This is a genomic window from Pseudomonas sp. W5-36, assembly GCF_046540455.1.
GTDB classification, from domain to species: domain Bacteria; phylum Pseudomonadota; class Gammaproteobacteria; order Pseudomonadales; family Pseudomonadaceae; genus Aquipseudomonas; species Aquipseudomonas graminis_B.
Genome location: NZ_JAXCIQ010000002.1, coordinates 20593 through 42440, shown reverse-complemented (window position 1 = coordinate 42440; position 21848 = coordinate 20593). Strand labels below are relative to the sequence as shown.

Genomic DNA, 21848 nt, shown 5'->3' with positions numbered 1-21848 from the left:
GCCCGGGACAGCCCCGGGACAGGAGCAGGTGCATAAGAACCGCCTGCTCGCTTTTCGCCCACGCCCCACTGAGCCCGCTACGTTTTGGCGCGCGCTCACTCTTGAGCTGGCGGGATGCCATCCGTATCCATGGTCCAACGCCGACTGTCGATCCCCCCGTGCATCGGGTGACACTCCCGGACCGCCCGCCGATTCGATGGTTCACACAAGTGCTACGGAATTGCTCATCCCGCCCGCCACGCCTGCGCCCCAGCCATTCCGGGGGTCGCGATTTGAATCGTTGTGTCGCTCCCGAATAGACGCTTCGCGACGTCGCAATCGGGAGTTATTGAATGCCCATTCAACTTTAGGCATGGCATTTGCGTTGCAATGACCAAGCTCTCCGCAGATGAGGGCGATACAACGAGAGCCTCTGCTGAGGCCTTCAACCGTTTTACGCGTGAGGAGAAGTGTGATGACTACGTTCAACTCCGGGGCTCAACCCCAGAACCGTGCGCCCCAATCCATCGGCTTCCTGCTGCTGGACAACTTCACACTGATCTCCCTCGCGTCAGCGGTCGAGCCACTGCGTATGGCGAACCAGCTCTCGGGCCGCGAGCTGTATCGCTGGACCACACTGACGGCGGATGGCGGCCAGGTCTGGGCCAGCGACGGCCTGCAGATCACCCCGGACGCCGCCATGCACAAAGCGCCGGTGCTTGACACCGTGATCGTCTGCGGTGGCGTCGGCATTCAGCGCACCGTGACCCGCGAACACGTCAGTTGGCTGCAAAGCCAGGCGCGCCAGTCCCGTCGTCTGGGCGCGGTGTGCACCGGCAGTTGGGCACTGGCCTGCGCGGGCTTGCTGGACGGTTTCGATTGCAGCGTGCATTGGGAATGTCTGGCCGCGATGCAGGAAGCTTTCCCCCGCGTCGCCATGAGCACGCGGCTGTTCACCCTCGACCGCAACCGCTTCACCAGCTCGGGCGGCACCGCGCCTCTGGACATGATGCTGCACCTGATCAGCCGCGATCATGGCCGCGAATTGTCCGCCGCGATCTCGGAAATGTTCGTCTACGAACGCATCCGCAACGAACAGGACCACCAGCGTGTGCCGCTCAAGCACATGCTCGGCACCAATCAGCCGAAGCTGCAGGAAATCGTTGCGCTGATGGAAGCCAACCTCGAAGAACCGATCGATCTGGATGAGCTCGCCGTGTACGTCGCCGTGTCCCGGCGTCAGCTGGAAAGGCTGTTCCAGAAATACCTGCACTGCTCGCCGTCGCGCTATTACCTCAAGCTGCGCCTGATCCGCGCCCGCCAGTTGCTCAAGCAAACGCCGATGTCGATCATCGAAGTGGCCTCGGTCTGCGGCTTCGTGTCCACGCCGCACTTTTCCAAATGCTACCGCGAATACTTTGGCATTCCGCCACGGGACGAACGCGTCGGCTCCAATACCACGCAGCAGGTGGCAATGCTGCCGATCCCGCAGTCGATCGTTCTCGCACCGTTGTCAGGCCCGCTGTCGGCGCTGAGTCAGGCGCGTAACGAGTCGACGTTTGCGAGTGTGCGGCTGTAACACCGCGGCTTGTACGCAAAGTACGGCCATCACACCTGTGAGTCTGCCCGGGGAGCTCTTCCCCGGCAGCACATGGCCGCCCGGCGTATTTGCTGCCAGTTAGATTGATTCGAAATAACTCCCCGTCCTGAATGATCGCTCCGGTCAGTTCTGAATGACGGAATCAGGCCCCTGCGGCAAAGTGGCTAAATTCAAAAAACCATCTCGGTGGCACTGTCATTTCTGACAGTTTTCGTGAGTCGATAGCGCGCGTATAAAAACTTCCACACCCTTAAGGCCTTCGTTGTTTAAGGAATCGGTTTGTGGCAATGAGCGCTCATCATGAAACTGTCCGTCCTGCTTTTATCCATCGCGCTGGTCTGCGGTTGCACCAGTCAAACCATGCCTCCTCAGAAGAGTCAGAGCGTTAATACATTAGATGGCCCGGCGGTGGCGGCGGCCATTCAGGCGAATTATCAGGACACTCGGCGCAACTGCGGCAGTGAGTCGATGCCGGCGTTTTTATGTTCCGGGGTATTGTTCAGGGGCACTAACGAGTCCATGGATTACCACGCCTGGAACCCAGTTCCCGGGAGGACAGGCGTATCCTTCTCTTATCTGCGCAAAGACGCCAATTTCGACCACCTGGCGGTGGGCACAGACAACGGATTCATCCTCTATCCCATCCTCGCTGCGCCCGCAGGCAAAGAGCACCTGCGAGTGCTGTGCTCTTTCCCCATCGACGGCTACACATGGATTCGCGCGCAGCCTGGGTGCGGTGAGAGCAATCAGTATCCCGGTGTGAGCGCTCGCTGCCAGTCCCAGGGCATCTCGACAGCGGCCCAATGGAAAGCGCACTTTGATCAAGGCCCGTCAGGTGCCAATCAAAACAATATTTATGGTTATGTATGTTCGTTCGATGTGCGAGATTCGATGAACGAGTTGGGTGCGGAATCGTTCTATCAGTCTCTTCAGGCCATGCACCTGGTACCGGCCAGTTTGCAGCATCATTACAATGAGTTGATGGTCCAGGCATGGGCGCAGGATATTCCCAATCAACTTCCCATTCAGGCGTTCTTTTATGAACAGGCCAGTGGTTTGAAAGGCGCCAGGCATGATCAATGGGACTTTTTCAGAAGCACAGGCGGGTCTTTTATTCCAATCGTTCATATCGCACTGCCCGCCGATGTAACGGGAAGCGCCAGTTTTACCTATACCCCGGCGGACCAGTATTGCCAGCCGGGTGCAACATCTTGCTTATGACCGGCGTCCTGTAAGTGCCTGTCTGGACACGTTAGCGATACTCGAACTAACGAGGCGTGTTTTTGTTGTATGCCGCCAACGCGGGCAACAACTGCTGATCAATCGCTTGGCGCACGGCCGGCAGGATCGTTGCGCTGCCGCTCAGCAGTTTCTCCACCAGCTTGCGCAGTTCGCGGGCGCGATCGTCATTCAGTCCGCGCACCGCCTGGGCGCACGCCTGTTCGGCGCTGAGACCGGAAGGCACGTCTAAACCGATCGCCCTGAGCTGGCTGATCAGGTCGTCCTGGTCGATGAGGTCTGCGTGCATCATGACGTGCGCTCCGTTTTTTCAGATTGAACCGATTCTGGTCGCGCCGATGGTGGCTCGGCAAGTGTCGAGGTTGCGGATGTCTGGCATACACATCACCGTGTCGTTTTCGGCTATGTAACTGTTTAGTACATTTGGCATAATCCGATCACTTACATTGCGCGGGGTACGGTTTGGTCACCCTCTGGCCCGCGAAAATGCCTCACCCCGGTTTTGTAACGGCTTAACCGGGGATTTTTTTGCCTGTCGTTCGGGCTCCTCCGGTTGTCAGGGCATGAGCGGTCTGCGCAGCTTCAGCTGTTTTGCTAAACTCCGCAGCCTTCCAGGAGCCGCCATGAACTACCGCCACGCCTTCCACGCCGGCAACCACGCCGACGTTTTCAAACACATCGTTCTGACTCGCTTGATCGCACTCATGTCGCGCAAGGAGCAGCCACTCGCTTACCTCGACACCCACGCAGGCATCGGCCTGTATGACTTGCAGGGTGATCAGGCCACGCGCACCGGCGAGTGGATCGAAGGCATAGGTCGTCTCTGGGATGCCGATGACGTGCCTGACATGGCGGCTGGTTACATCGACGCGATCCGCCACATGAACCGCAAGACCGGCGAACTGCGTTATTACCCGGGCTCTCCCGAACTGGCCCGCCGCGTGACCCGCGAGCAGGACCGCGTGCTGCTTAACGAAAAACACCCGGAAGACGGCGCGCTGCTCAAAGACAACATGAAATACGACCGCCGTGTCGCCGTGCACCTTGGCGAAGGCTGGCACGTGCCCCGCGCGTTGTTGCCGGTTCACGAGAAGCGCGCGGTGATGCTGATCGATCCTCCGTTCGAGCAGCTCGACGAGATGAAGCGCTGCTCCGTCGCCCTCAAGGAAACCATCGCACGGATGCGCCAGACCGTCGCCGCCATCTGGTACCCGATCAAGGACCAGCGCGCGCTCAAGCGCTTCTATCAGGACCTGGCCGAAACCGGCGCGCCGAAGCTGCTGCGGGTCGAGTTGTTCGTGCATCCGCTGGACACGCCCAACAGCCTCAACGGCTCCGGCCTGGCAATCGCCAATCCGCCTTGGGGGCTGGAAGAGGAGCTGCGCGAGTTGATGCCATGGCTGGCGAAGAAGCTCGGCCAGACCCAGGGTGACTGGAAGATGGATTGGCTGATTGCGGAGTAACCACTCCTGATTTCCACGGCGTGACGGCTGGCCTCTTCCCGGCTAAAGCCAGTCCTACAAGGGTTACGCGCGGTGTCAGTAGGACCGGCTTCAGCCGGGAGGGGCCAGTGGCAACACCCTCAATTCTGCGACGTGACAGCCGACACCTTTCCGGCTAAAGCCAGTCCTGCGAAGAGCGCCCGGTGTGTCAATGGGACTGCTTAGTTCCCCGCCAGACTCGGCGGCATGCAGACGCCGGTGCCGCCAATACCGCAGTAGCCCTGGGGGTTTTTCGCCAGGTATTGCTGGTGATAGGCCTCGGCGAAGTACACGGTGGGCGCCTGGTCGATCTCGGTGGTGATTTCCCCCAGGCCGGCCTTGCTCAGCTCGGCCTGATACACCTCGGCGCTGGCCTTGGCCGCCTGCAGTTGCTCAGGCGTTGTCGCATAGATCACCGAGCGGTATTGCGTGCCGATATCATTGCCCTGACGCATGCCCTGTGTCGGATTGTGCAATTCCCAGAACATCGCCAGCAGTTGCTCATAGCTGACCTTCGCAGGCTCGTACACCACGAGGACCACTTCGGAGTGGCCTGTCAGCCCCGAGCAGACTTCTTCGTACGTCGGGTTCGGCGTGAAGCCGCCCGCGTAGCCCACGACGGTGCTGACCACACCCTCTTGCTGCCAGAAGCGCCGTTCAGCCCCCCAGAAGCAGCCCAAACCGAAGATCGCGAACTCAACGTCGTTGAAGAACGGCCCAAGCAAAGGAGTGCCGTTGACGAAATGGGTTTCGGGCAGGGCCATGGGAGTTTCGCGCCCTGGCAGTGCCTGCTGAGCGGTGGGGAGAGCGTTTTTATTCACAAGAATTTCCGAGCGCAAAACCATGAGGCACATCCTCTCTGGGGCAGGACAACCAACTTGTCAGTGAAAACCGTATATGGGGTCAGAATCGGCTGATGCAAATGCAGGGCGGCAAGTGTGCCGCACTGGTGTGATGCGGGGAAGGGGGGTCAGGCCAGTGGGCCACGCGGGTAGCGACGCAGTTTCTCGATCAGCTCTTCGCCAGGAATCGGTTTGTCGAACAGATAGCCCTGACCCACATCGCAACGATGGCGACGCAGGAACGCCAGTTGTTCCGCCGTCTCGATGCCTTCGGCGACCACGGTCAACTTGAGGTTGTGGGCCATGGCGATGACCGCCGAGGTGATTTCCATGTCGTCCTGATCATCCGGGATGTCCCGAATGAAGCTGCGGTCGATCTTGATCACGTCGATGGGGAATTTCTTCAGGTAGCTGAACGACGAATAACCCGTACCGAAATCATCCATCGCCAAGGTCAGGCCCAAGGTTTTCAGCGACTCAAGTTGCAATCGCGTGTCCTCGGTCGCTTCCAGCAGCAAGCCCTCAGTCAGTTCCAGTTCCAGCAGGGACGGGTCGAGCTGTTCGTCACGCAGAATGCTGGCCAGCGACGAGACCAGCTCCGGATCGGAAAACTGCTTCGGCGAGACGTTTATGGCCACATGCAGCTTGCCGTAGCCGGCAGCAGTCAGTTGCTTGCTCATGCGGCAGGACTGACGCGCGACCCATTTGCCGATCGGGATGATCAGGCCGGTCTCTTCGGCGACGCTGATGAACTGGTCCGGGCGGATCATACCTTTTTCCGGATGATTCCAGCGCAACAGCGCTTCCATGCCCAACAAGCGGCCGCTGCGCAAGCACAGTTTCGGCTGGTAGAAGACTTCCAGTTCGTTCTGCGTCAGCGCGCGGCGCAGGTTGTTCTCGACGAACAGCTTGTAGCTTGCTTCGGCGTTCAGCGCTTCAGTGAACACCTGCACCTGATGCTTGCCGTTGGCCTTGGCCTTGTGCAGCGCCAGGCCGGCGTTCTTCATCAGCGTCTGCGGGTCGCGGCCATGGATGGGGGCGCAGGCGAGTCCGACGGAGCCGGTCACGCTGATCAACTGATTGTCGACGAACATCGGCTTGTCCAGCGTGCTCAGCACTTGGCTGGCAACGCGTTGGCCTTCTTCGGGACTGGTGTCGTCGAGCAGTACAGCGAATTCGTTACTGGCGAAGCGCGCCAGAATGCCGGTCGGGCTCAGGCTGTTGCGCAGGCGGCGAGCCAGGCTGATCAGCAACTTGTCGCCGGTCTGGTGGCCGAGGCTGTCGTTGATGCGCTTGAAGTTGTCGATGTCCACCAGCAAAAGACTGATCGGCGTTTCGACGTCGCGGGCAAAGTGCTCGTCCAGGGTGCGGATGAACGCCGGACGGTTGCCCAGACTGGTCAGATTGTCGGTGTACGCCAGGCGCTCGATCCGCTGTTGGGAGAGCTTGGCCTGAGTGATGTCTTCGTAGATGCCGATGTAATGGGTCAGCTCGCGGTTATCCCCGTACACCTTGGAAATCGACAGCTGGCCCCAGTACGGTTCCAGGTTTTTGCGTCGGCTCTTGAACTCGCCCTGCCAGCTGTTTCCGTTGACCAGGCTGGAGTTCGCATCGAGCAGCAGCGTGCTGAGATTCTCCAGCGCCGGAAGCTCCGAGAGTTGCTGTCCGTGGACTTCCTCGGCGGGGTATTGAGTGATCTCGGTGAAGCTCGGGTTGACGTACTCGACCACGCCGTCCCGATTGACCAGCAAAAACGCATTGGCGCTCTGCTCCACGGCACGCTGAAACAGGTGCAGGGCGCTGGTGGCGGTGCGGCGGTTGTGGTTGTTGATCGCATGGGCAAACTGATCGGCGAGCTCACCGGCAAAAGCAATCTCATCGGACTGCCATTCCCGTGGCATACCGGTTTGCTCGAGGCACAGGACGCCCACCACCTGGCCATCGATGCGCACAGCAGCGTCAAGAATGGCGGTGATGTCCTGGGTTCGCAGTCGCTGAACCAGCTCGCGCGTGCGCGGGTCCTGCTCGACATCGTTGACGTCGATGGCGCGGCTGGTGTGCAGCACGTCCAGATAGCTGGGAAATTCACTGATATCGATCGCGCCGGTCTTGGGGAATGTGCTGGTATCGCGGCGATACTCGGCAATCGGCTCAAGGGTTTTGCCGTTGAGGTTCCACAGGCTGGCGCAGGAGATGTTGTAGATCTCGCAGGCGCTTTTGGTGATCAGCTCCGCCGCTTCCTGCAGCGAATTGTTCGAACTGTAACGATGGCGCGCCAGGCGCAGGATCAGGCTTTGCTGCGCGCGGACCCGCTCCAGATGCAGCAACTGTTCGTGCTGGGCTCGTTGATTGAGTTCCAGCGCGATCTGCAGGCGGGAGTTCTGCACCTCCAGATCGGGGCTGATGATCAGTTCGCCGGGCTCGACCTGCCCATCGACCACCATCAGGTAACCTCGCAGCAGATGCCGATTGTGTTGCTTGTACCCTTCACCAATCTCCACCAGACCCAACGGGCCGCGCGTCGTGTGCAGGGTGTAGCGGATCAGGTAATGGGCGCTGCCCGCCAGCTGCATCTGCACGGCGTCGTGCAATTGATAGCGCGCTTCGGGCTCCATGAGACTGGCGTAAGGCGTACCCACCAGCGCGCAGAGTTCGACGGCAGGCATGCTGAAGTGCTTTTCGCAGTTCGGGTCCAGGTAAAGCATGGCCCAGCTGGGTTCATTCAGCCGCTCGAAACGCAGCATGCCGAGCCGCGAGGGCACCGGTAGTTGCGTCACGACCTCGGCCGCCGGTCTTCCGGCAGCATCAGGTTGGCTTTTCATGGAAGGAACTCGCTTTCAGGGTGCTGTCGCGCGGGCAAGGAGCCCGTCTTTAAGTCGCGTGCCGCAAGGTTGCATCATGGCGCACGGGCTGACAAGTGAGCGCGATGGCTTAGTGCTATAAATCTGTCGGCAGACGGTTGATTTACTGGAGGTAATTGGTCGGATTGTCGGGGTGAGGGTCAAGCGGCTGGTGTTTGTGCATGATCAGCTATCGGCAGCGCGACCGAATACTGTAGGAACTTGTTGCCGTGAATGAGTGCTTTTCAAACGGCAAAAAAAGCCCCGCCAGTGAGCGGGGTTGAGGTACGAGCGTGGCAGCTCGTTAAACCTGGCGCTGAACGGGGGCGCTGAACGGGGACAGATTCATTTACGGTGGAGCGTTGTAAATAAATCAGTCCCCTTTACCGCTGTCCCCTTTACCGTCCGTTGGCGGCTTAGAGCAGAATTGTGCGGATGTCCGCCAACAATTCGCTCAGACGCTTGGTAAAGCGCGCAGCAGCGGCGCCGTTGATCACGCGGTGATCGTAGGACAGCGACAGCGGCAGCATCAGGCGGGGCTGGAAAGCCTTGCCGTCCCAGACCGGTTGCATGGTGGCCTTGGACACGCCAAGGATCGCCACTTCCGGCGCGTTGACGATCGGCGTGAAGCCGGTCCCGCCAATGTGACCCAGGCTGGAGATGGTGAAGCAGGCGCCTTGCATGTCGTTGGCCGACAGCTTTTTGGAGCGCGCTTTCTCAGCCAGCTCAGCTGCTTCGGCCGCCAGTTGCAGCAGGCTCTTCTGATCGACGTTCTTGATGACCGGGACCAGCAGGCCTTCCGGTGTGTCCACCGCGAAACCGATGTTGAAGTATTTCTTGCGAATGATCGCCTTGCCACTGGGTGCCAGCGAACTGTTGAAGTCCGGCAGCTCCTTGAGCATGTGCGCGCTGGCCTTGAGCAGCAGCGGCAGCACGGTCAGCTTGACGCCGGCTTTTTCGGCCACGGCTTTCTGCGCGATACGGAAAGCTTCCAGGTCGGTGATGTCGGCCTGGTCGAATTGCGTGACGTGCGGAATGTTCAGCCAGCTGCGATGCAGACCGGTTGCGCCCAGCTGCATCAGACGCGTCATCGGCACTTCTTCGGTTTCGCCGAAACGGCTGAAATCGACTTCCGGAATCGGCGGGATGCCCATGCCGCCGGCAGCGCCGCCAGCAGCAGGCGCGTCCTTGGACTTGGTCATGATCGATTTGACGTACGCCTGCACGTCTTCTTTCAGCACACGGCCGTGAGGGCCGGTTGCCGACACGGCGTTCAGCTCGACGCCGAACTCGCGAGCCAACTGACGAACCGCCGGGCCAGCGTGAACCTTGGCGCCATTGTTCGCAGGTGCAGCGGCAGGTGCAGGAGCGCTTTCAGCTTTGGCAGCCGGTGCGGGAGCAGCGGCAGCCGGAGCAGCCGTTTCTGCCTTGGCCGGAGCCGGTGCAGCCGCCTGAGCAGGCGCGGCAGCCGGTGCAGCACCCGCCACTTTCAGTTTCAGAATCAGGTCGCCAGTGCCGACTTCGTCTTCAACCTTGACGCTGATGCTTTCGACAATGCCTGCGGCAGGAGACGGGATCTCCATCGAGGCTTTGTCGGATTCCAGAGTGATCAGGGATTGATCAGCTTCGATGCTGTCGCCCACTTTGACCATCAGCTCGATGATGCGAGCCTTGCCCGACGAACCGATGTCCGGAACGTGAATATCCTGAACGGTATCCGACGCAGCAGGTGCAGCCGCTGCGGCAGGGGCTGCTTCGGCTTCGGCTGGCTTCTCGGCTGGCTTATCAGCAGCAGGGGCGGGCGCGGCGGCAGCAGGTGCAGCAGCAGGCTCGGCCGCCGCTTCGCCTTCCACTTCCAGCTCAAACAGTTCGTCGCCTTCTTTCAGACGGTCGCCCAGCTTCACTTTCATCGCCTTGATGACACCGGCTTTAGGCGCAGGGATTTCCATGCTTGCCTTGTCCGACTCCAGCGTCAGCACGCTCTGGTCAGCTTCGATGCGATCACCGACCTTGACCATCAACTCAATGACTTCACCTTCACCGTTGCCGATGTCGGGTACCCGAATTAACTCACTCACAATGTCTCTCCTTAGGAGAACCTGTTCCTCGACTGCGCTGATTCATCTGCGACGAAACAGCCTGGATGCTCATTTACCGAAGTAAATTCCGCATCGGCGGCTGTTTCGCGCACATTTCAGCGCTCTATTCGATCGTTACGCAGACCTTAGCAGTCCAGCGGGTTGCGCTTTTCAGGATCGATGCCGAACTTGGCAATGGCTTCCGCCACGACCTTAGGTTCGATATCGCCGCGATCGGCCAAGGCTTCCAGGGCGGCCAGCGCCACGAAGTGACGGTCAACTTCGAAGAAGTTGCGCAGCTTCTTGCGGCTGTCGCTACGGCCGAAGCCGTCGGTGCCCAGAACTTTGTATTCCTTGGTCGGAACCCACTGACGGATCTGGTCAGCGAACAGTTTCATGTAGTCGGTCGAAGCGATCACCGGACCTTTACGGCCGTTGAGGCATTCTTCAACGTAGCTCAACTGTGGCTTCTGGCCGGGCTTCAGGCGGTTGCTGCGCTCTACGGCCAGGCCGTCGCGACGCAACTCGTTGAAGCTGGTGACGCTCCAGACGTCCGCGCCAATGTTGAACTGCTCGCGCAGGATCTTCGCCGCCTCGCGCACTTCACGCAGGATGGTGCCCGAACCGAGCAGCTGTACGTGGTGTGCGGCTTCCTTGGTGTCTTCTTCGAGCAGGTACATGCCCTTGATGATGCCTTCCTCGGAACCGGCCGGCATGGCAGGTTGCGTGTAGGACTCGTTCATCACGGTCAGGTAGTAGAAAACGTCCTGCTGTTCTTCGAACATCTTCTTCATGCCGTCCTGAATGATCACCGCCAGCTCGTAGCCGTAGGTCGGATCGAAGGTGCGGCAGTTCGGGATGGTCGAAGCCAGGATGTGGCTGTGGCCGTCTTCGTGCTGCAGACCTTCACCGTTCAGGGTGGTACGACCGGCGGTGCCGCCAATCAGGAAGCCACGGGTGCGACTGTCGCCTGCGGCCCATGCCAGATCGCCGATACGCTGGAAACCGAACATCGAGTAGAAGATGTAGAACGGAATCATCGGCTGGTTGTGGCTGCTGTACGAAGTACCTGCAGCGATGAACGAAGACATCGCACCGGCTTCGTTGATGCCTTCCTCGAGGATCTGACCTTTCTTGTCCTCGCGGTAGAACATCACTTGTTCTTTGTCGACCGGCTCGTACAGCTGTCCTACGGACGAGTAGATGCCGAGCTGGCGGAACATGCCTTCCATACCGAAGGTACGGGCTTCGTCCGGGATGATCGGAACGATGCGCTGACCCACTTCCTTGTCCTTGACCAGTTGGGTCAGGATGCGGACGAAGGCCATGGTGGTGGAGATTTCGCGGTCGCCGGAGCCATCAAGGATCGCCTTGAGGGTTTCCAGTGGCGGGGTCGGCAGGCTGAAGCTCTGCGCGCGACGCTGTGGCACGAAGCCGCCCAGTGCAGCGCGACGCTCGGACAGGTAGCGCGCTTCGGCACTGCCTTCTTCCGGCTTGTAGAACGGCAGGGCTTCGAGCTGATCGTCTTTGATCGGGATGTCAAAGCGGTCACGGAAGTGACGCAGGCTGTCGACGTCGACCTTCTTGGTGTTGTGCGCGGTGTTTTTCGCTTCACCGGCGCCGGTGCCATAACCCTTGATGGTCTTGGCCAGAACCACGGTCGGCTGACCCTTGTGGTTCACCGCTGCGTGGTACGCCGCGTAGACCTTGTACGGGTCGTGACCGCCACGGTTGAGTTTCCAGATTTCGTCGTCGGACATATCCGCAACCATCGCCTTGAGTTCTGGCGAGTTGAAGAAGTGTTCGCGCACGAACGCGCCGTCTTTGGCTTTGTAGTTCTGGTATTCGCCGTCGATGACTTCGTCCATACGACGTTGCAGGATGCCGTCGACGTCCTTGGCCAGCAGTGGGTCCCAGAAACGGCCCCAGATGACTTTGCTCACGTTCCACTGAGCACCGCGGAACACGCCTTCCAGTTCCTGGATGATCTTGGCGTTGCCGCGAACCGGACCGTCCAGACGCTGCAGGTTGCAGTTCACGACGAAGATCAGGTTGTCGAGCTTCTCGCGACCGGCCAGGGCGATGGCGCCCAGGGATTCCGGCTCGTCGGTCTCGCCGTCGCCCAGGAAGCACCAGACTTTCTGCTTGCCTTCAGGGATGTAACCGCGGTGCTCCAGGTACTTCATGAAGCGCGCCTGGTAGATCGCCTGAATCGGACCCAGACCCATGGAAACGGTCGGGAACTGCCAGAAGTCTTTCATCAGCCACGGGTGTGGATAAGACGACAGACCGTTGCCATCGACTTCCTGACGGAAGTTGTTCATCTGGTCTTCGGTGATACGGCCTTCCATGAACGCACGGGCGTAAACGCCTGGCGATGCGTGACCCTGGAAGTAGATCAGGTCGCCGCCGTGTTCGTCGGTCGGGGCCTGGAAGAAGTAGTTGAAGCCGATGTCGTACAGGGTTGCACTGGAAGCGAAGCTGGAGATGTGGCCGCCCAGATCCGGGTCGCCGATGTTGGTCTTGACCACCATCGCCAATGCGTTCCAACGTACCAGCGAGCGAATGCGGCGTTCCATGAACAGGTCGCCAGGCATGCGTGCTTCGTGGGTAACGGGGATGGTGTTGCGATAAGGCGTGGTGATGGCGTAAGGCAGTTGCGAACCACTTCGTGTGGCCAGCTCACCCATACGGGTCATCAGGTAGTGAGCACGGTCTTCGCCTTCTTTGTCGAGAACCGATTCCAGGGCGTCCAGCCATTCCTGGGTTTCGACGGGATCGAGGTCTTGCATGGCTTGCTCCAGGGCGGAAAGGCTTCCAGAATCGGTTGCCTGAGTTTGTTACGACTGGCCTTGTGGGCAGACGATGTAAATTCTTGGATGGCCGGATGGGTTCCCGGCGTTGTGTAGTTTTACTACAAATCTTGGGCTAATTCAGCTTTTTGACTTGTATATACAGTAGTAAAACTACAGCGAAGCGATGTTTTCGCTCGTGTTGCAGTGTCCGATAAAGCAGTGTTGTCGGTGCAAAAATCTGACGAGTCGCCTGATATAACCTGCTGGCAGCCAAGAAACGCCAGCCATCAGCAATTTTTAACCTTTGTTCGACAGTCCGTCCGTGGCGTGTTTACGACCGCCTTGTCGGGCTGGCAATTGAACGCCGATCAAGGATAGAACATGAGCCTTCCCCTGCTGGCCGAGCTGCCGGCTGTCCTTATGCCGTTGGTCGCGCGGGCCGGCCAATCCTGGCGCACCGCGCTTGATTCCCTGACAGATGAAGCCAGGCAGTCGTTTCAGACCTGGCCGGAGGCGCGGCTGCAGGCGTTCGACCGCGTCTGTGCGGCCAGCGATTTTGTTGCCGATCAGGTTTCGCGCGATCCGCTGATGTTGCTCGACCTCGCTGAATCCGGTGAGCTGGAGCGCAGTTTTGCGCCCGGCGAGCTGCTTGGGCACATCGCCAGTGCCGTCATTCAGGCTGCCAGCGACGATGAACTGGGGCGTAATCTACGTCGTCAACGTACGCGCCAGCAAGTGCGAATTATCTGGCGGGATCTGACCCGGCAGGCCGATCTGGTGGAAACCTGCCGCGATCTCTCAGACATGGCAGATGGCTGCATTGATCTGGCTTACAAGTGGCTGTATGAGCGGCATTGCCGGCAATTCGGCACGCCGACCGGCCGTCGGACCGGCGAGCCGCAGCAGATGGTCATCCTCGGCATGGGCAAGCTGGGCGCCGTCGAGCTGAACCTGTCCTCGGACATCGATCTTATCTTTGCCTACCCCGAAGGCGGCGAAACCCAGGGCGTCAAGCGGCCGCTGGACAATCAGGAATTCTTCATCCGACTGGGTCAGCGATTGATCAAGGCGCTGGACCCGGTCACGGTCGACGGCTTTGTCTTTCGTGTCGACATGCGCCTGCGGCCGTACGGGTCTTCCGGTGCCTTGGTGCTCAGTTTCAACGCGCTGGAGCAGTACTACCAGGATCAGGGCCGCGACTGGGAACGCTACGCCATGATCAAGGCGCGGGTGGTGGGCGGCGATCAGGAGAAGGGCAGCGAGTTGCTCGACATGCTGCGGCCGTTTGTCTATCGCCGCTACCTGGATTTCTCCGCCATTGAAGCGCTGCGCACCATGAAGCAGTTGATCCAGCAGGAAGTCCGCCGCAAGGGAATGGCCGAGAACATCAAGCTCGGGTCCGGCGGCATCCGCGAAGTGGAATTCATCGCCCAGGCGTTCCAGCTGATTCACGGCGGGCGCGATTTGAGTCTGCAGCAGCGGCCGCTGCTCAAGGTGCTGAAAACCCTGGAAGGACAGGGCTATTTGCCGGCTGCGGTCATCAATGAGTTGCGTGAGGGCTATCAGTTTTTGCGCTACACCGAGCACGCCATTCAGGCGATCGCCGATCGGCAGACGCAAATGCTCCCCGACGACCCGCAGGATAAATCGCGCATCGCCTTCATGATGGGCTTTGCCGACTGGGCGAGTTTCCATGAACGACTGATGTATTGGCGTGAGCGGGTCGCGTGGCACTTCCGGCAGGTCATCGCTGACCCGGACGAGGAAGATGGGCAGCAGGACCACGGCGAAGAAATCGTCGGTGGCGAGTGGCTGCCGCTGTGGGAAGAGTCGCAGAACGAGGAAAGCGCCTGCCTCCAGCTCCAGGAGGGCGGATTCGCCGACGCGCAAAAGGCCCTGAAAAATCTGAGCAACCTGCGCAACAGTTCACAGCTGCGCTCAATGCAGCGTCTGGGGCGCGAACGGCTTGATGCCTTTATTCCGCGCCTGCTCGCCCAAGCGGTCGAGCACGACAATCCCGATCTGGTGCTGGAGCGGGTACTGCCGCTGGTGGAAGCGGTGGCCCGTCGCTCGGCGTATCTGGTGTTGCTCACTGAGAACCCCGGCGCACTGCGTCGATTGCTGACCCTGTGCGCGGCCAGCCCGTGGATTGCCGAACAGATCGCCCGCTTTCCGTTGCTGCTCGATGAGTTGCTTAACGAAGGTCGCCTGTTCAGCCCGCCCCAGGCGCTTGAACTGGCGGCTGAGCTGCGCGAGCGTCTGACGCGAATTCCCGAGGACGATCTCGAACAGCAAATGGAAGCCCTGCGGCATTTCAAGCTGGCGCACCGTCTGCGCGTGGCTGCGTCGGAAATCACCGGCAGCCTGCCGCTGATGAAAGTCAGCGATTACCTGACCTGGCTCGCCGAGGCGATTCTGGAGCAAGTGCTGGCGCTCGCCTGGCGCCACACTGTTGCCCGCCATGGCGCGCCGCGGCGTCCGGATGGCACCTTGTGCGATCCCGGTTTTGTCATCGTCGGCTACGGCAAGGTCGGCGGCATTGAGCTGGGACACGGCTCTGATTTGGACCTGGTGTTCATCCACGACGGCGATCCCCAGGCTGAGACCGACGGCGCCAAGCCGATCGATGGCGCGCAGTTTTTCACCCGGCTCGGTCAGCGGATCATTCACCTGATCACCACCCAGACCAACTCCGGGCAGTTGTACGAAGTCGACATGCGCCTTCGCCCGTCTGGCGCGGCGGGCTTGCTGGTGAGCTCGCTCGGGGCGTTTTCCCGGTATCAGGAGAACGAGGCCTGGACGTGGGAGCATCAGGCGTTGGTGCGCGCGCGGGTGCTGGTGGGCAGCACCGATGTCGGCCGGCAGTTCGAAGCCGTTCGCGCTTTGGTGCTGGGCCGTGAGCGGGATCTGCCGAAGCTGCGTCAGGAGGTCAGCGAGATGCGCGCCAAGATGCGCGACAACCTCGGCACCCGCGCAACGGCGGCCGGCAAGGGGGCGAATGCATTTGAACCGACGGCGCGGTTCGACCTCAAGCAGGACGCCGGAGGTATCGTCGATATTGAATTTATGGTGCAATACGCGGCTCTGGCGTGGTCCAGAGAGCATCCCGCGCTACTTCGTTACACCGATAACATCCGTATTCTCGAAGGCCTTGAAGAGGCGGGCTTGATGGCCGCCGCCGATGCCGGACTGCTGCGTGAGGCCTACAAGGCCTACCGCTCGGCCGCTCACCGACAGGCGTTGCAGAACGATCCGGGTGTTGTGGCCGGCGACCAGTTCGCCACCGAACGGCGTGAAGTGATGCGGCTCTGGGGGCAGCTGGGGCTGGGTTGATTGCTGGCAGGGTCCGGATCTGACGGATCTATATAAAGCTATGACAGGGAGGCGTCAGGCTGTGTGTGCAAGCATCACGCAGTTTGATGGGCCTCCCTGCTCGTTTCTGGTCGTTTTTGGATGAGCATGAGAATTCTGATCGTAGGGCCCAGCTGGGTCGGTGACATGGTGATGGCGCAGACGCTGTTCCAGTGCCTGAAACAGCGTCACCCGCAGTGCGAAATCGATGTGCTGGCGCCCGAGTGGAGCCGGCCGATCCTTGAGCGCATGCCTGAAGTGCGCACGGCCTTGAGCTTCCCGCTCGGCCATGGCGCGCTGGAACTGGCCACGCGCAGGCGCATCGGCAAGTCCCTCAAGGGCCAGTACGATCAGGCGATTCTGCTGCCCAATTCCCTGAAGTCGGCGCTGGTGCCGTTCTTCGCCGGCATTCCCAAACGCACCGGCTGGCGTGGCGAGTTTCGCTACGGCCTGCTTAATGACGTGCGCACCCTCGACAAACAGCGTTACCCGCTGATGATCGAACGTTTCATGGCGCTGGCCTACGACAAGGGCGCTGAATTGCCGCGCCCTTATCCCAAACCCAGCCTGCAAATCGAAACCGCCAGCCGTGACGCGGCGCTAACCAAGTTCGGTCTGAGCCTTGATCGGCCCGTGCTCGCGCTGTGCCCGGGCGCCGAGTTCGGTGAGTCCAAGCGCTGGCCTTCCGAGCATTACGCCAAGGTCGCCGAAGCGAAGATTCGTGAAGGCTGGCAAGTCTGGCTGTTCGGCTCCAAGAACGACCATGGGGTGGGCGAAAGCATTCGTGAGCGGCTGATTCCGGGCCTGCGCGAAGAATCCATGAACCTCAGCGGCGGCACGTCACTGGCCGAAGCCATTGACCTGCTGTCCTGCGCGGACGCCGTGGTCTCCAACGATTCGGGGCTGATGCACGTGGCCGCCGCGCTGAATCGCCCGCTGGTGGCGGTGTACGGTTCGACCTCGCCGGGCTTCACGCCGCCGCTGGCCGATGAAGTCGAGATCGTCCGCCTCGGCATCGAGTGCAGCCCGTGTTTCGAGCGCACCTGCCGCTTCGGCCATTACAACTGCCTGCGCCTGCTGGAGCCGGATTCGGTGATCCAGGCCCTCGGCCGCATTGGCGCCGCCCCGGTCGAGGTCGCCTGACTTGCGGGTACTGCTGATCAAAACTTCGTCACTGGGTGACGTGATCCACACCTTGCCCGCGCTGACCGACGCCATGGGCGCGCTGCCGGGCATCCAGTTCGACTGGGTGGTGGAAGAGGGCTTCTCCGAGATCCCGACCTGGCATCCGGCGGTCGCCAACGTGATTCCGGTGGCGATCCGTCGCTGGCGCAAGAACCTCTGGCAGACCGTCAAGAATGGCGAATGGCGCCAGTTCAAACAGCGCCTGCGCGACACCCACTACGATCTGGTGATCGACGCCCAGGGCCTGCTGAAAAGTGCCTGGCTGACCCGCTATGTCAAAGCGCCTGTCGCCGGGCTGGGCAAGACTTCTGCGCGCGAGCCCATGGCCGCTCGTTTCTACGATCGCCCCTACGCCGTTGCCCGGGGCCAGCATGCGGTAGAGCGCTTGCGTCAGCTGTTCGGCCAGGCGCTGGGCTATCAGGTGCCTGCGGGACTGGGCGATTACGGCCTTGATCGCAGCCGCCTGCTCACTGCCACACACGACGCGCCCTTCGTGCTGTTCCTGCATGGCACCACGTGGGACACCAAGCACTGGCCCGAGCTGTATTGGCGACAATTGGCCGAACGCATGATCAACCAAGGACTGGAAGTGCGACTGCCGTGGGGCAACCCGGCCGAGAAGGCGCGTGCCGAGCGCATTGCCGATGGCCTTGATAATGCCGTCGTGTTGCCCAAACTCAATCTGGCAGGGGTTGCTCGCGTACTGGCGAGCGCCCAGGGCTGCGTCGCCGTTGATACCGGTCTTGGTCATCTGGCTGCCGCACTGGACGTACCGACGCTTTCGTTGTTCGGCCCGACCAATCCGGGTCTGACCGGCGCCTACGGCCGTTCGCAGGTTCATCTGGCGGCCGATTACCCCGCCTGCGCGCCGTGCCTGCAAAAGAAATGCACCTACCGACCGACGCCTGAAGATCAGCGTCAGGTCGATACCGAACGCGAGTGGCCCATGTGCTTTACTCGCCTGAATCCCGAGCGGGTAGCGAACCAGTTAGGCGCGCTATTGCTGGCAAAGGAACATCCCTGATGCAACTGGCATTCGTGCTTTATAAATACTTCCCCTTCGGCGGCCTGCAGCGTGACTTCATGCGCATCGCCCTGGAGTGCCAGCAGCGCGGCCATAAAATCCGCGTCTACACGCTGATCTGGGAGGGCGACGTGCCGCCCGGCTTCGAAGTGCTGGTGGCGCCGGTCAAGGCGATCTTCAACCACCGCCGCAACGAAAAGCTCACCGACTGGATGAATGCCGACCTGGCCAAGCGTCCCGTGGACCGGTTGATCGGCTTCAACAAGATGCCCGGTCTGGACGTGTACTACGCCGCCGATGGCTGCTACGAAGACAAGGCCCAGAACCTGCGCCACGGCCTGTACAAATACTGGGGCCGCTACCGTCACTTCGCCGACTACGAACGCGCGGTGTTCGGCAAAGACGCCAAGACCGAAGTGCTGATGATCTCCGAGGTGCAGCAGCCGCTTTTCATCAAGCATTACGACACGCCGCTCGCGCGCTTTCATCTGCTGCCGCCGGGGATCTCTCAGGACCGCCGCGCACCGCCGAATGCGGCTGAAATCCGCGCTGAATTCCGTCGCGAGTTCAAGCTGGCCGACGATGACCTGTTGCTCGTGCAGATCGGCTCCGGCTTCAAGACCAAGGGCGTCGACCGCAGCCTCAAGGCGCTGGCGGCGCTGCCTGCTGAACTGAAAAAACGCACGCGACTGTTTGTCATCGGCCAGGACGACCCCAAGGTATTCCAGCTGCAAAGCACGACGCTGGGCCTGGGCGATCACGTCACCTTCATGAAAGGGCGCAGCGACATTCCGCGTTTTCTGTTGGGCGCCGACCTGTTGATTCATCCGGCGTACAACGAAAACACCGGCACCGTGCTGCTTGAAGCGCTGGTGGCAGGACTCCCGGTGCTGGTCAGCGCGGTGTGCGGCTACGCCCATTACATCGCCGAGGCCGACAGCGGTCTGGTGCTCGATGAGCCGTTCGAACAGAACCAGCTCAATCAGTACCTGGCCCGCATCCTCAAGGACGCCGCCGCGCGCAGCACCTGGAGCCGCAACGGGCTGACATTCGCCGACACGGCTGATCTTTACAGCATGCCGCAGCACGCTGCGGATGTGATTCTGGCGGAGCACCACGGATGAAACTGATCCTTGTTGAACCCTTCAAGAGCCTCTGGGCCGGGCGCGATGCGTTCGAAGCCGTCGAGGCGCTTGAAGGCCAGGTCTATCGCGAGCTCGAAAACCGGCGCACGTTGCGCACCGAGGTCAACGGGCGCGGTTACTTCGTCAAGATTCACCGCGGCATCGGCTGGGGTGAAGTGGCGAAGAACCTGCTGACCGCCAAACTGCCGGTGCTCGGCGCGGGTCAGGAGTGGGACGCGGTCAACCGTCTGCATGAAGTCGGCGTGCCGACCATGACCGCTGTGGCGTACGGCGAGCGCGGCAACAATCCAGCCACGCAGCATTCGTTCATCATCACCGAAGAACTGGCGCCGACCGAGAGCCTGGAAGACGTCAGCCTCAACTGGCGCACCGAGCCGCCCGAGCCGCGCATGAAGCGCGCGTACATCGCTGAAGTCGCTCGGCTGGTGGGCATGATGCACCGCGCCGGGGTTAATCATCGCGACTGCTACATCTGTCATTTTCTGCTGCACACCGACACGCCGGTCACGCCTGATGATTTCAGGCTCTCGGTGATCGACCTGCACCGCGCCCAGACGCGCCCGGCGATTACCCAGCGTTGGCGCAACAAAGACCTCGCCGCGCTGTATTTCTCGGCGATGGACATCGGCCTGACCCGGCGCGACAAACTGCGCTTTCTCAAGGGCTATTTCCAGCAGCCGCTGCGGCAGATCCTCGCCCAGGAATCGGCGCTGTTGAGCTGGCTTGAAGGCAAGGCCGAGAAGCTCTATCAGCGCAAACTGCGTTACGGGGATGCGCTCTGATGGCGGGTTGGAAGCTGGAGCCTGGCTACGCCGCGCTGACGGACGACTTCGGCACCCTCGACGCCGTGTTCGCCCTCAAAGGCGAGCGGCTGACCCGCGATCCGTTGTCCGAAGTCATCCGCGTCGAACGCGGTGGCGTGAACTACTACGTCAAGCGCTACGTCGCGGCGGGCAAGGGTTTGCGCCGGTATCTGGGACGGCCACGGGTCAAGTCCGAATGGCAGAACCTCAAGCGCTTCGCCAAGTGGGGCATTCCGACGGCAGAAGTCGTCGCCTGGGGCCTGGAGCGCAACGGCGCTGCGTATGATCGCGGCGCGCTGATCACCCGAGAGCTGCCGCGCACCGAAGATTTGTCCGAACTGGCGCGGGTCAACGACACGCGCCTGGACAGCCGTTCATGGGTCAACGGCGTCAGCCAGCAGGTGGCGCGTTACACCCGAACCATGCACGACCATCACTTCACCCATAACGATCTGAAGTGGCGCAACTTGCTGGTGGACGATCAGGCAACGGTGTTCTTGATCGACTGCCCCAACGGGGCGTTCTGGGTCAGCTTCATGCTGCGCTACCGGATCACCAAAGACCTTGCGTGCCTAGACAAGGTGGCTAAATATCATCTGTCGGCCACTCAGCGTCTGCGCTTCTATCTGCAATACCGTGGGCGCGAACGCTTGAACGAATCAGACAAAAAGCGCATCCGCCACATCGTCAGTTTTTTTGAGGGTCGTGAATGAGTGTTTTCATTGCTGACGCCGACAGGGGGCTGCTGGAGCGGCACGGTCTGGCGGACTTCGATGCGTTGTGGAACGTCGAACTCGACGCGGTGGATGAACCCAACACCGGTCGCGGCGGCTGGAGCAGTGTGTTTCGCCTGGAGCTGGAAGGCTCCGGTTATTACCTCAAGCGCCAGAGCAACTACCTGACGTACACCCTGCATCACCCGTTCGGCGAGCCTTCGTTTTCCCGGGAGTTTCGCAACATCAGCCTGTATCAGAAGCTGGGCATTCCGGCGCTGCATGCGGTGTTTTACGCCGACAGGAAAGTCGACGGCGAGCGCCGCGCGATTCTCATGACCCGGGCGCTGGATGGCTGGACCGACCTGGACACGCTGTTGCAGGACTGGCACGAGCGGCCGGCCACCGAGCGTCTGGCGATTCTGCAGGCCTGCGGGCAACTGGCGCGCACGCTGCACAAGGCCGGGCAGGTGCATGGCTGTTTCTATCCCAAGCATATTTTCATGCGTGCGCGGGGCGGCGAGTACATGGCGCAGCTGATCGACCTGGAGAAGACGCGCAAGTCGATCTTCGGCCAGCGCGACCGGGTCAAGGACATCGAGCCTTTGCTGCGCCGCGCACCGGTCTGGAACGAGACCGAAATCCGCGAGCTGCTCGCCGCTTATCTGCACGCCCCGACCGACAGCGGGCTGGTTGACGCTTGGTGGCAGCGGGTTGCCAAGCGGGGCAGTCACAAGCGCCGTGACCGGTGATTTCCGGTTTTGATGCACACG

The 21848-nt window shown here is 60.9% G+C and carries 15 protein-coding genes; 10 read left to right on the top strand and 5 right to left on the bottom strand.

The genetic code is table 11. The features are described 5' to 3' along the window. The first annotated feature begins 454 nt into the window (after nucleotides 1–454). Both SLW74_RS03105 and SLW74_RS03100 read left to right on the top strand, forming a co-directional pair. The gene (locus SLW74_RS03105) at nucleotides 455–1558 is read left to right on the top strand and encodes a GlxA family transcriptional regulator (protein ID WP_065987867.1); all 1104 of its coding nucleotides are present in this window, start codon (nucleotides 455–457) and stop codon (nucleotides 1556–1558) included. Nucleotides 1559–1879: 321 nt separating this feature from the next. Next, nucleotides 1880–2800, top strand: a complete 921-nt coding sequence (locus SLW74_RS03100) for a halovibrin HvnA (RefSeq protein WP_410928112.1) — start codon at nucleotides 1880–1882, stop codon at nucleotides 2798–2800. Between the two features lie 46 nt (nucleotides 2801–2846). Here SLW74_RS03100 and SLW74_RS03095 read toward each other — a convergent pair whose 3' ends face one another. Beyond that, on the bottom strand, nucleotides 2847–3110 hold the full coding sequence (locus tag SLW74_RS03095) for a hypothetical protein (protein WP_410928111.1): 264 nt from the start codon (nucleotides 3108–3110) through the stop codon (nucleotides 2847–2849). A gap of 331 nt (nucleotides 3111–3441) precedes the next feature. Here SLW74_RS03095 and SLW74_RS03090 point away from each other — a divergent pair, with 331 nt between their 5' ends. Next, nucleotides 3442–4281 carry a 23S rRNA (adenine(2030)-N(6))-methyltransferase RlmJ gene (locus tag SLW74_RS03090; protein ID WP_192130972.1) on the top strand — a complete coding sequence of 280 codons (840 nt, stop codon included), beginning with the start codon at nucleotides 3442–3444 and terminating at the stop codon, nucleotides 4279–4281. Nucleotides 4282–4481: 200 nt separating this feature from the next. Here SLW74_RS03090 and msrA read toward each other — a convergent pair whose 3' ends face one another. The 4 genes from msrA to aceE all read right to left on the bottom strand — a co-directional run bounded on the left by msrA (nucleotide 4482) and on the right by aceE (nucleotide 12851). Beyond that, the gene (gene msrA, locus SLW74_RS03085) at nucleotides 4482–5144 is read right to left on the bottom strand and encodes a peptide-methionine (S)-S-oxide reductase MsrA (RefSeq protein WP_369319072.1); all 663 of its coding nucleotides are present in this window, start codon (nucleotides 5142–5144) and stop codon (nucleotides 4482–4484) included. A gap of 125 nt (nucleotides 5145–5269) precedes the next feature. Continuing rightward, nucleotides 5270–7963, bottom strand: coding sequence for a putative bifunctional diguanylate cyclase/phosphodiesterase (locus SLW74_RS03080; protein ID WP_369319073.1), 2694 nt, complete (start codon nucleotides 7961–7963; stop codon nucleotides 5270–5272). A 434-nt stretch (nucleotides 7964–8397) separates the two neighbouring features. Beyond that, complete coding sequence (gene aceF, locus SLW74_RS03075) at nucleotides 8398–10059, bottom strand: dihydrolipoyllysine-residue acetyltransferase (protein WP_192130978.1); 1662 nt, start codon at nucleotides 10057–10059, stop codon at nucleotides 8398–8400. A gap of 146 nt (nucleotides 10060–10205) precedes the next feature. Beyond that, nucleotides 10206–12851, bottom strand: a complete 2646-nt coding sequence (aceE, locus tag SLW74_RS03070) for a pyruvate dehydrogenase (acetyl-transferring), homodimeric type (protein WP_065987859.1) — start codon at nucleotides 12849–12851, stop codon at nucleotides 10206–10208. 384 nt (nucleotides 12852–13235) lie between these two features. On the opposite strand from aceE, the gene glnE reads away from it, so the two are divergent. The 7 genes from glnE to SLW74_RS03035 all read left to right on the top strand — a co-directional run bounded on the left by glnE (nucleotide 13236) and on the right by SLW74_RS03035 (nucleotide 21827). Next, a complete protein-coding gene (gene glnE / locus SLW74_RS03065; RefSeq protein ID WP_410928110.1) occupies nucleotides 13236–16187 on the top strand; it encodes a bifunctional [glutamate--ammonia ligase]-adenylyl-L-tyrosine phosphorylase/[glutamate--ammonia-ligase] adenylyltransferase in 2952 nt (983 codons plus the stop codon). 126 nt (nucleotides 16188–16313) lie between these two features. Continuing rightward, nucleotides 16314–17348, top strand: a complete 1035-nt coding sequence (gene waaF, locus SLW74_RS03060; RefSeq protein WP_192130982.1) for a lipopolysaccharide heptosyltransferase II — start codon at nucleotides 16314–16316, stop codon at nucleotides 17346–17348. A 1-nt stretch (nucleotide 17349) separates the two neighbouring features. After that, the gene (gene waaC / locus SLW74_RS03055) at nucleotides 17350–18414 is read left to right on the top strand and encodes a lipopolysaccharide heptosyltransferase I (protein WP_410928109.1); all 1065 of its coding nucleotides are present in this window, start codon (nucleotides 17350–17352) and stop codon (nucleotides 18412–18414) included. Beyond that, entirely contained in the window at nucleotides 18414–19538 is a 1125-nt protein-coding gene (locus tag SLW74_RS03050; RefSeq protein ID WP_410928108.1) for a glycosyltransferase family 4 protein, read from the top strand. The genes waaC and SLW74_RS03050 overlap by 1 nt, the downstream gene beginning before the upstream one ends. Further along, nucleotides 19535–20341, top strand: coding sequence for a lipopolysaccharide core heptose(I) kinase RfaP (rfaP, locus tag SLW74_RS03045; protein ID WP_410928107.1), 807 nt, complete (start codon nucleotides 19535–19537; stop codon nucleotides 20339–20341). The genes SLW74_RS03050 and rfaP overlap by 4 nt, the downstream gene beginning before the upstream one ends. Beyond that, a complete protein-coding gene (locus SLW74_RS03040; RefSeq protein WP_065987853.1) occupies nucleotides 20341–21075 on the top strand; it encodes a lipopolysaccharide kinase InaA family protein in 735 nt (244 codons plus the stop codon). The genes rfaP and SLW74_RS03040 overlap by 1 nt, the downstream gene beginning before the upstream one ends. Then, the gene (locus tag SLW74_RS03035; protein ID WP_369303899.1) at nucleotides 21072–21827 is read left to right on the top strand and encodes a lipopolysaccharide kinase InaA family protein; all 756 of its coding nucleotides are present in this window, start codon (nucleotides 21072–21074) and stop codon (nucleotides 21825–21827) included. Before SLW74_RS03040 ends, SLW74_RS03035 begins: the two co-directional genes overlap by 4 nt. The last annotated feature ends 21 nt before the right edge of the window (nucleotides 21828–21848 follow it).

Excerpts from the sequence above, each read along its gene's own strand:
- SLW74_RS03105 (WP_065987867.1), top strand. The coding sequence starts at position 455 with ATGACTACGTTCAACTCCGGGGCTCAACCCCAGAACCGTGCGCCCCAA.
- SLW74_RS03100 (WP_410928112.1), top strand. The coding sequence starts at position 1,880 with ATGAAACTGTCCGTCCTGCTTTTATCCATCGCGCTGGTCTGCGGTTGC.
- SLW74_RS03095 (WP_410928111.1), bottom strand. The coding sequence starts at position 3,110 with ATGATGCACGCAGACCTCATCGACCAGGACGACCTGATCAGCCAGCTC.
- SLW74_RS03090 (WP_192130972.1), top strand. The coding sequence starts at position 3,442 with ATGAACTACCGCCACGCCTTCCACGCCGGCAACCACGCCGACGTTTTC.
- msrA (WP_369319072.1), bottom strand. The coding sequence starts at position 5,144 with ATGGTTTTGCGCTCGGAAATTCTTGTGAATAAAAACGCTCTCCCCACC.
- SLW74_RS03080 (WP_369319073.1), bottom strand. The coding sequence starts at position 7,963 with ATGAAAAGCCAACCTGATGCTGCCGGAAGACCGGCGGCCGAGGTCGTG.
- aceE (WP_065987859.1), bottom strand. The coding sequence starts at position 12,851 with ATGCAAGACCTCGATCCCGTCGAAACCCAGGAATGGCTGGACGCCCTG.
- glnE (WP_410928110.1), top strand. The coding sequence starts at position 13,236 with ATGAGCCTTCCCCTGCTGGCCGAGCTGCCGGCTGTCCTTATGCCGTTG.
- waaF (WP_192130982.1), top strand. The coding sequence starts at position 16,314 with ATGAGAATTCTGATCGTAGGGCCCAGCTGGGTCGGTGACATGGTGATG.
- SLW74_RS03050 (WP_410928108.1), top strand. The coding sequence starts at position 18,414 with ATGCAACTGGCATTCGTGCTTTATAAATACTTCCCCTTCGGCGGCCTG.
- rfaP (WP_410928107.1), top strand. The coding sequence starts at position 19,535 with ATGAAACTGATCCTTGTTGAACCCTTCAAGAGCCTCTGGGCCGGGCGC.
- SLW74_RS03040 (WP_065987853.1), top strand. The coding sequence starts at position 20,341 with ATGGCGGGTTGGAAGCTGGAGCCTGGCTACGCCGCGCTGACGGACGAC.
- SLW74_RS03035 (WP_369303899.1), top strand. The coding sequence starts at position 21,072 with ATGAGTGTTTTCATTGCTGACGCCGACAGGGGGCTGCTGGAGCGGCAC.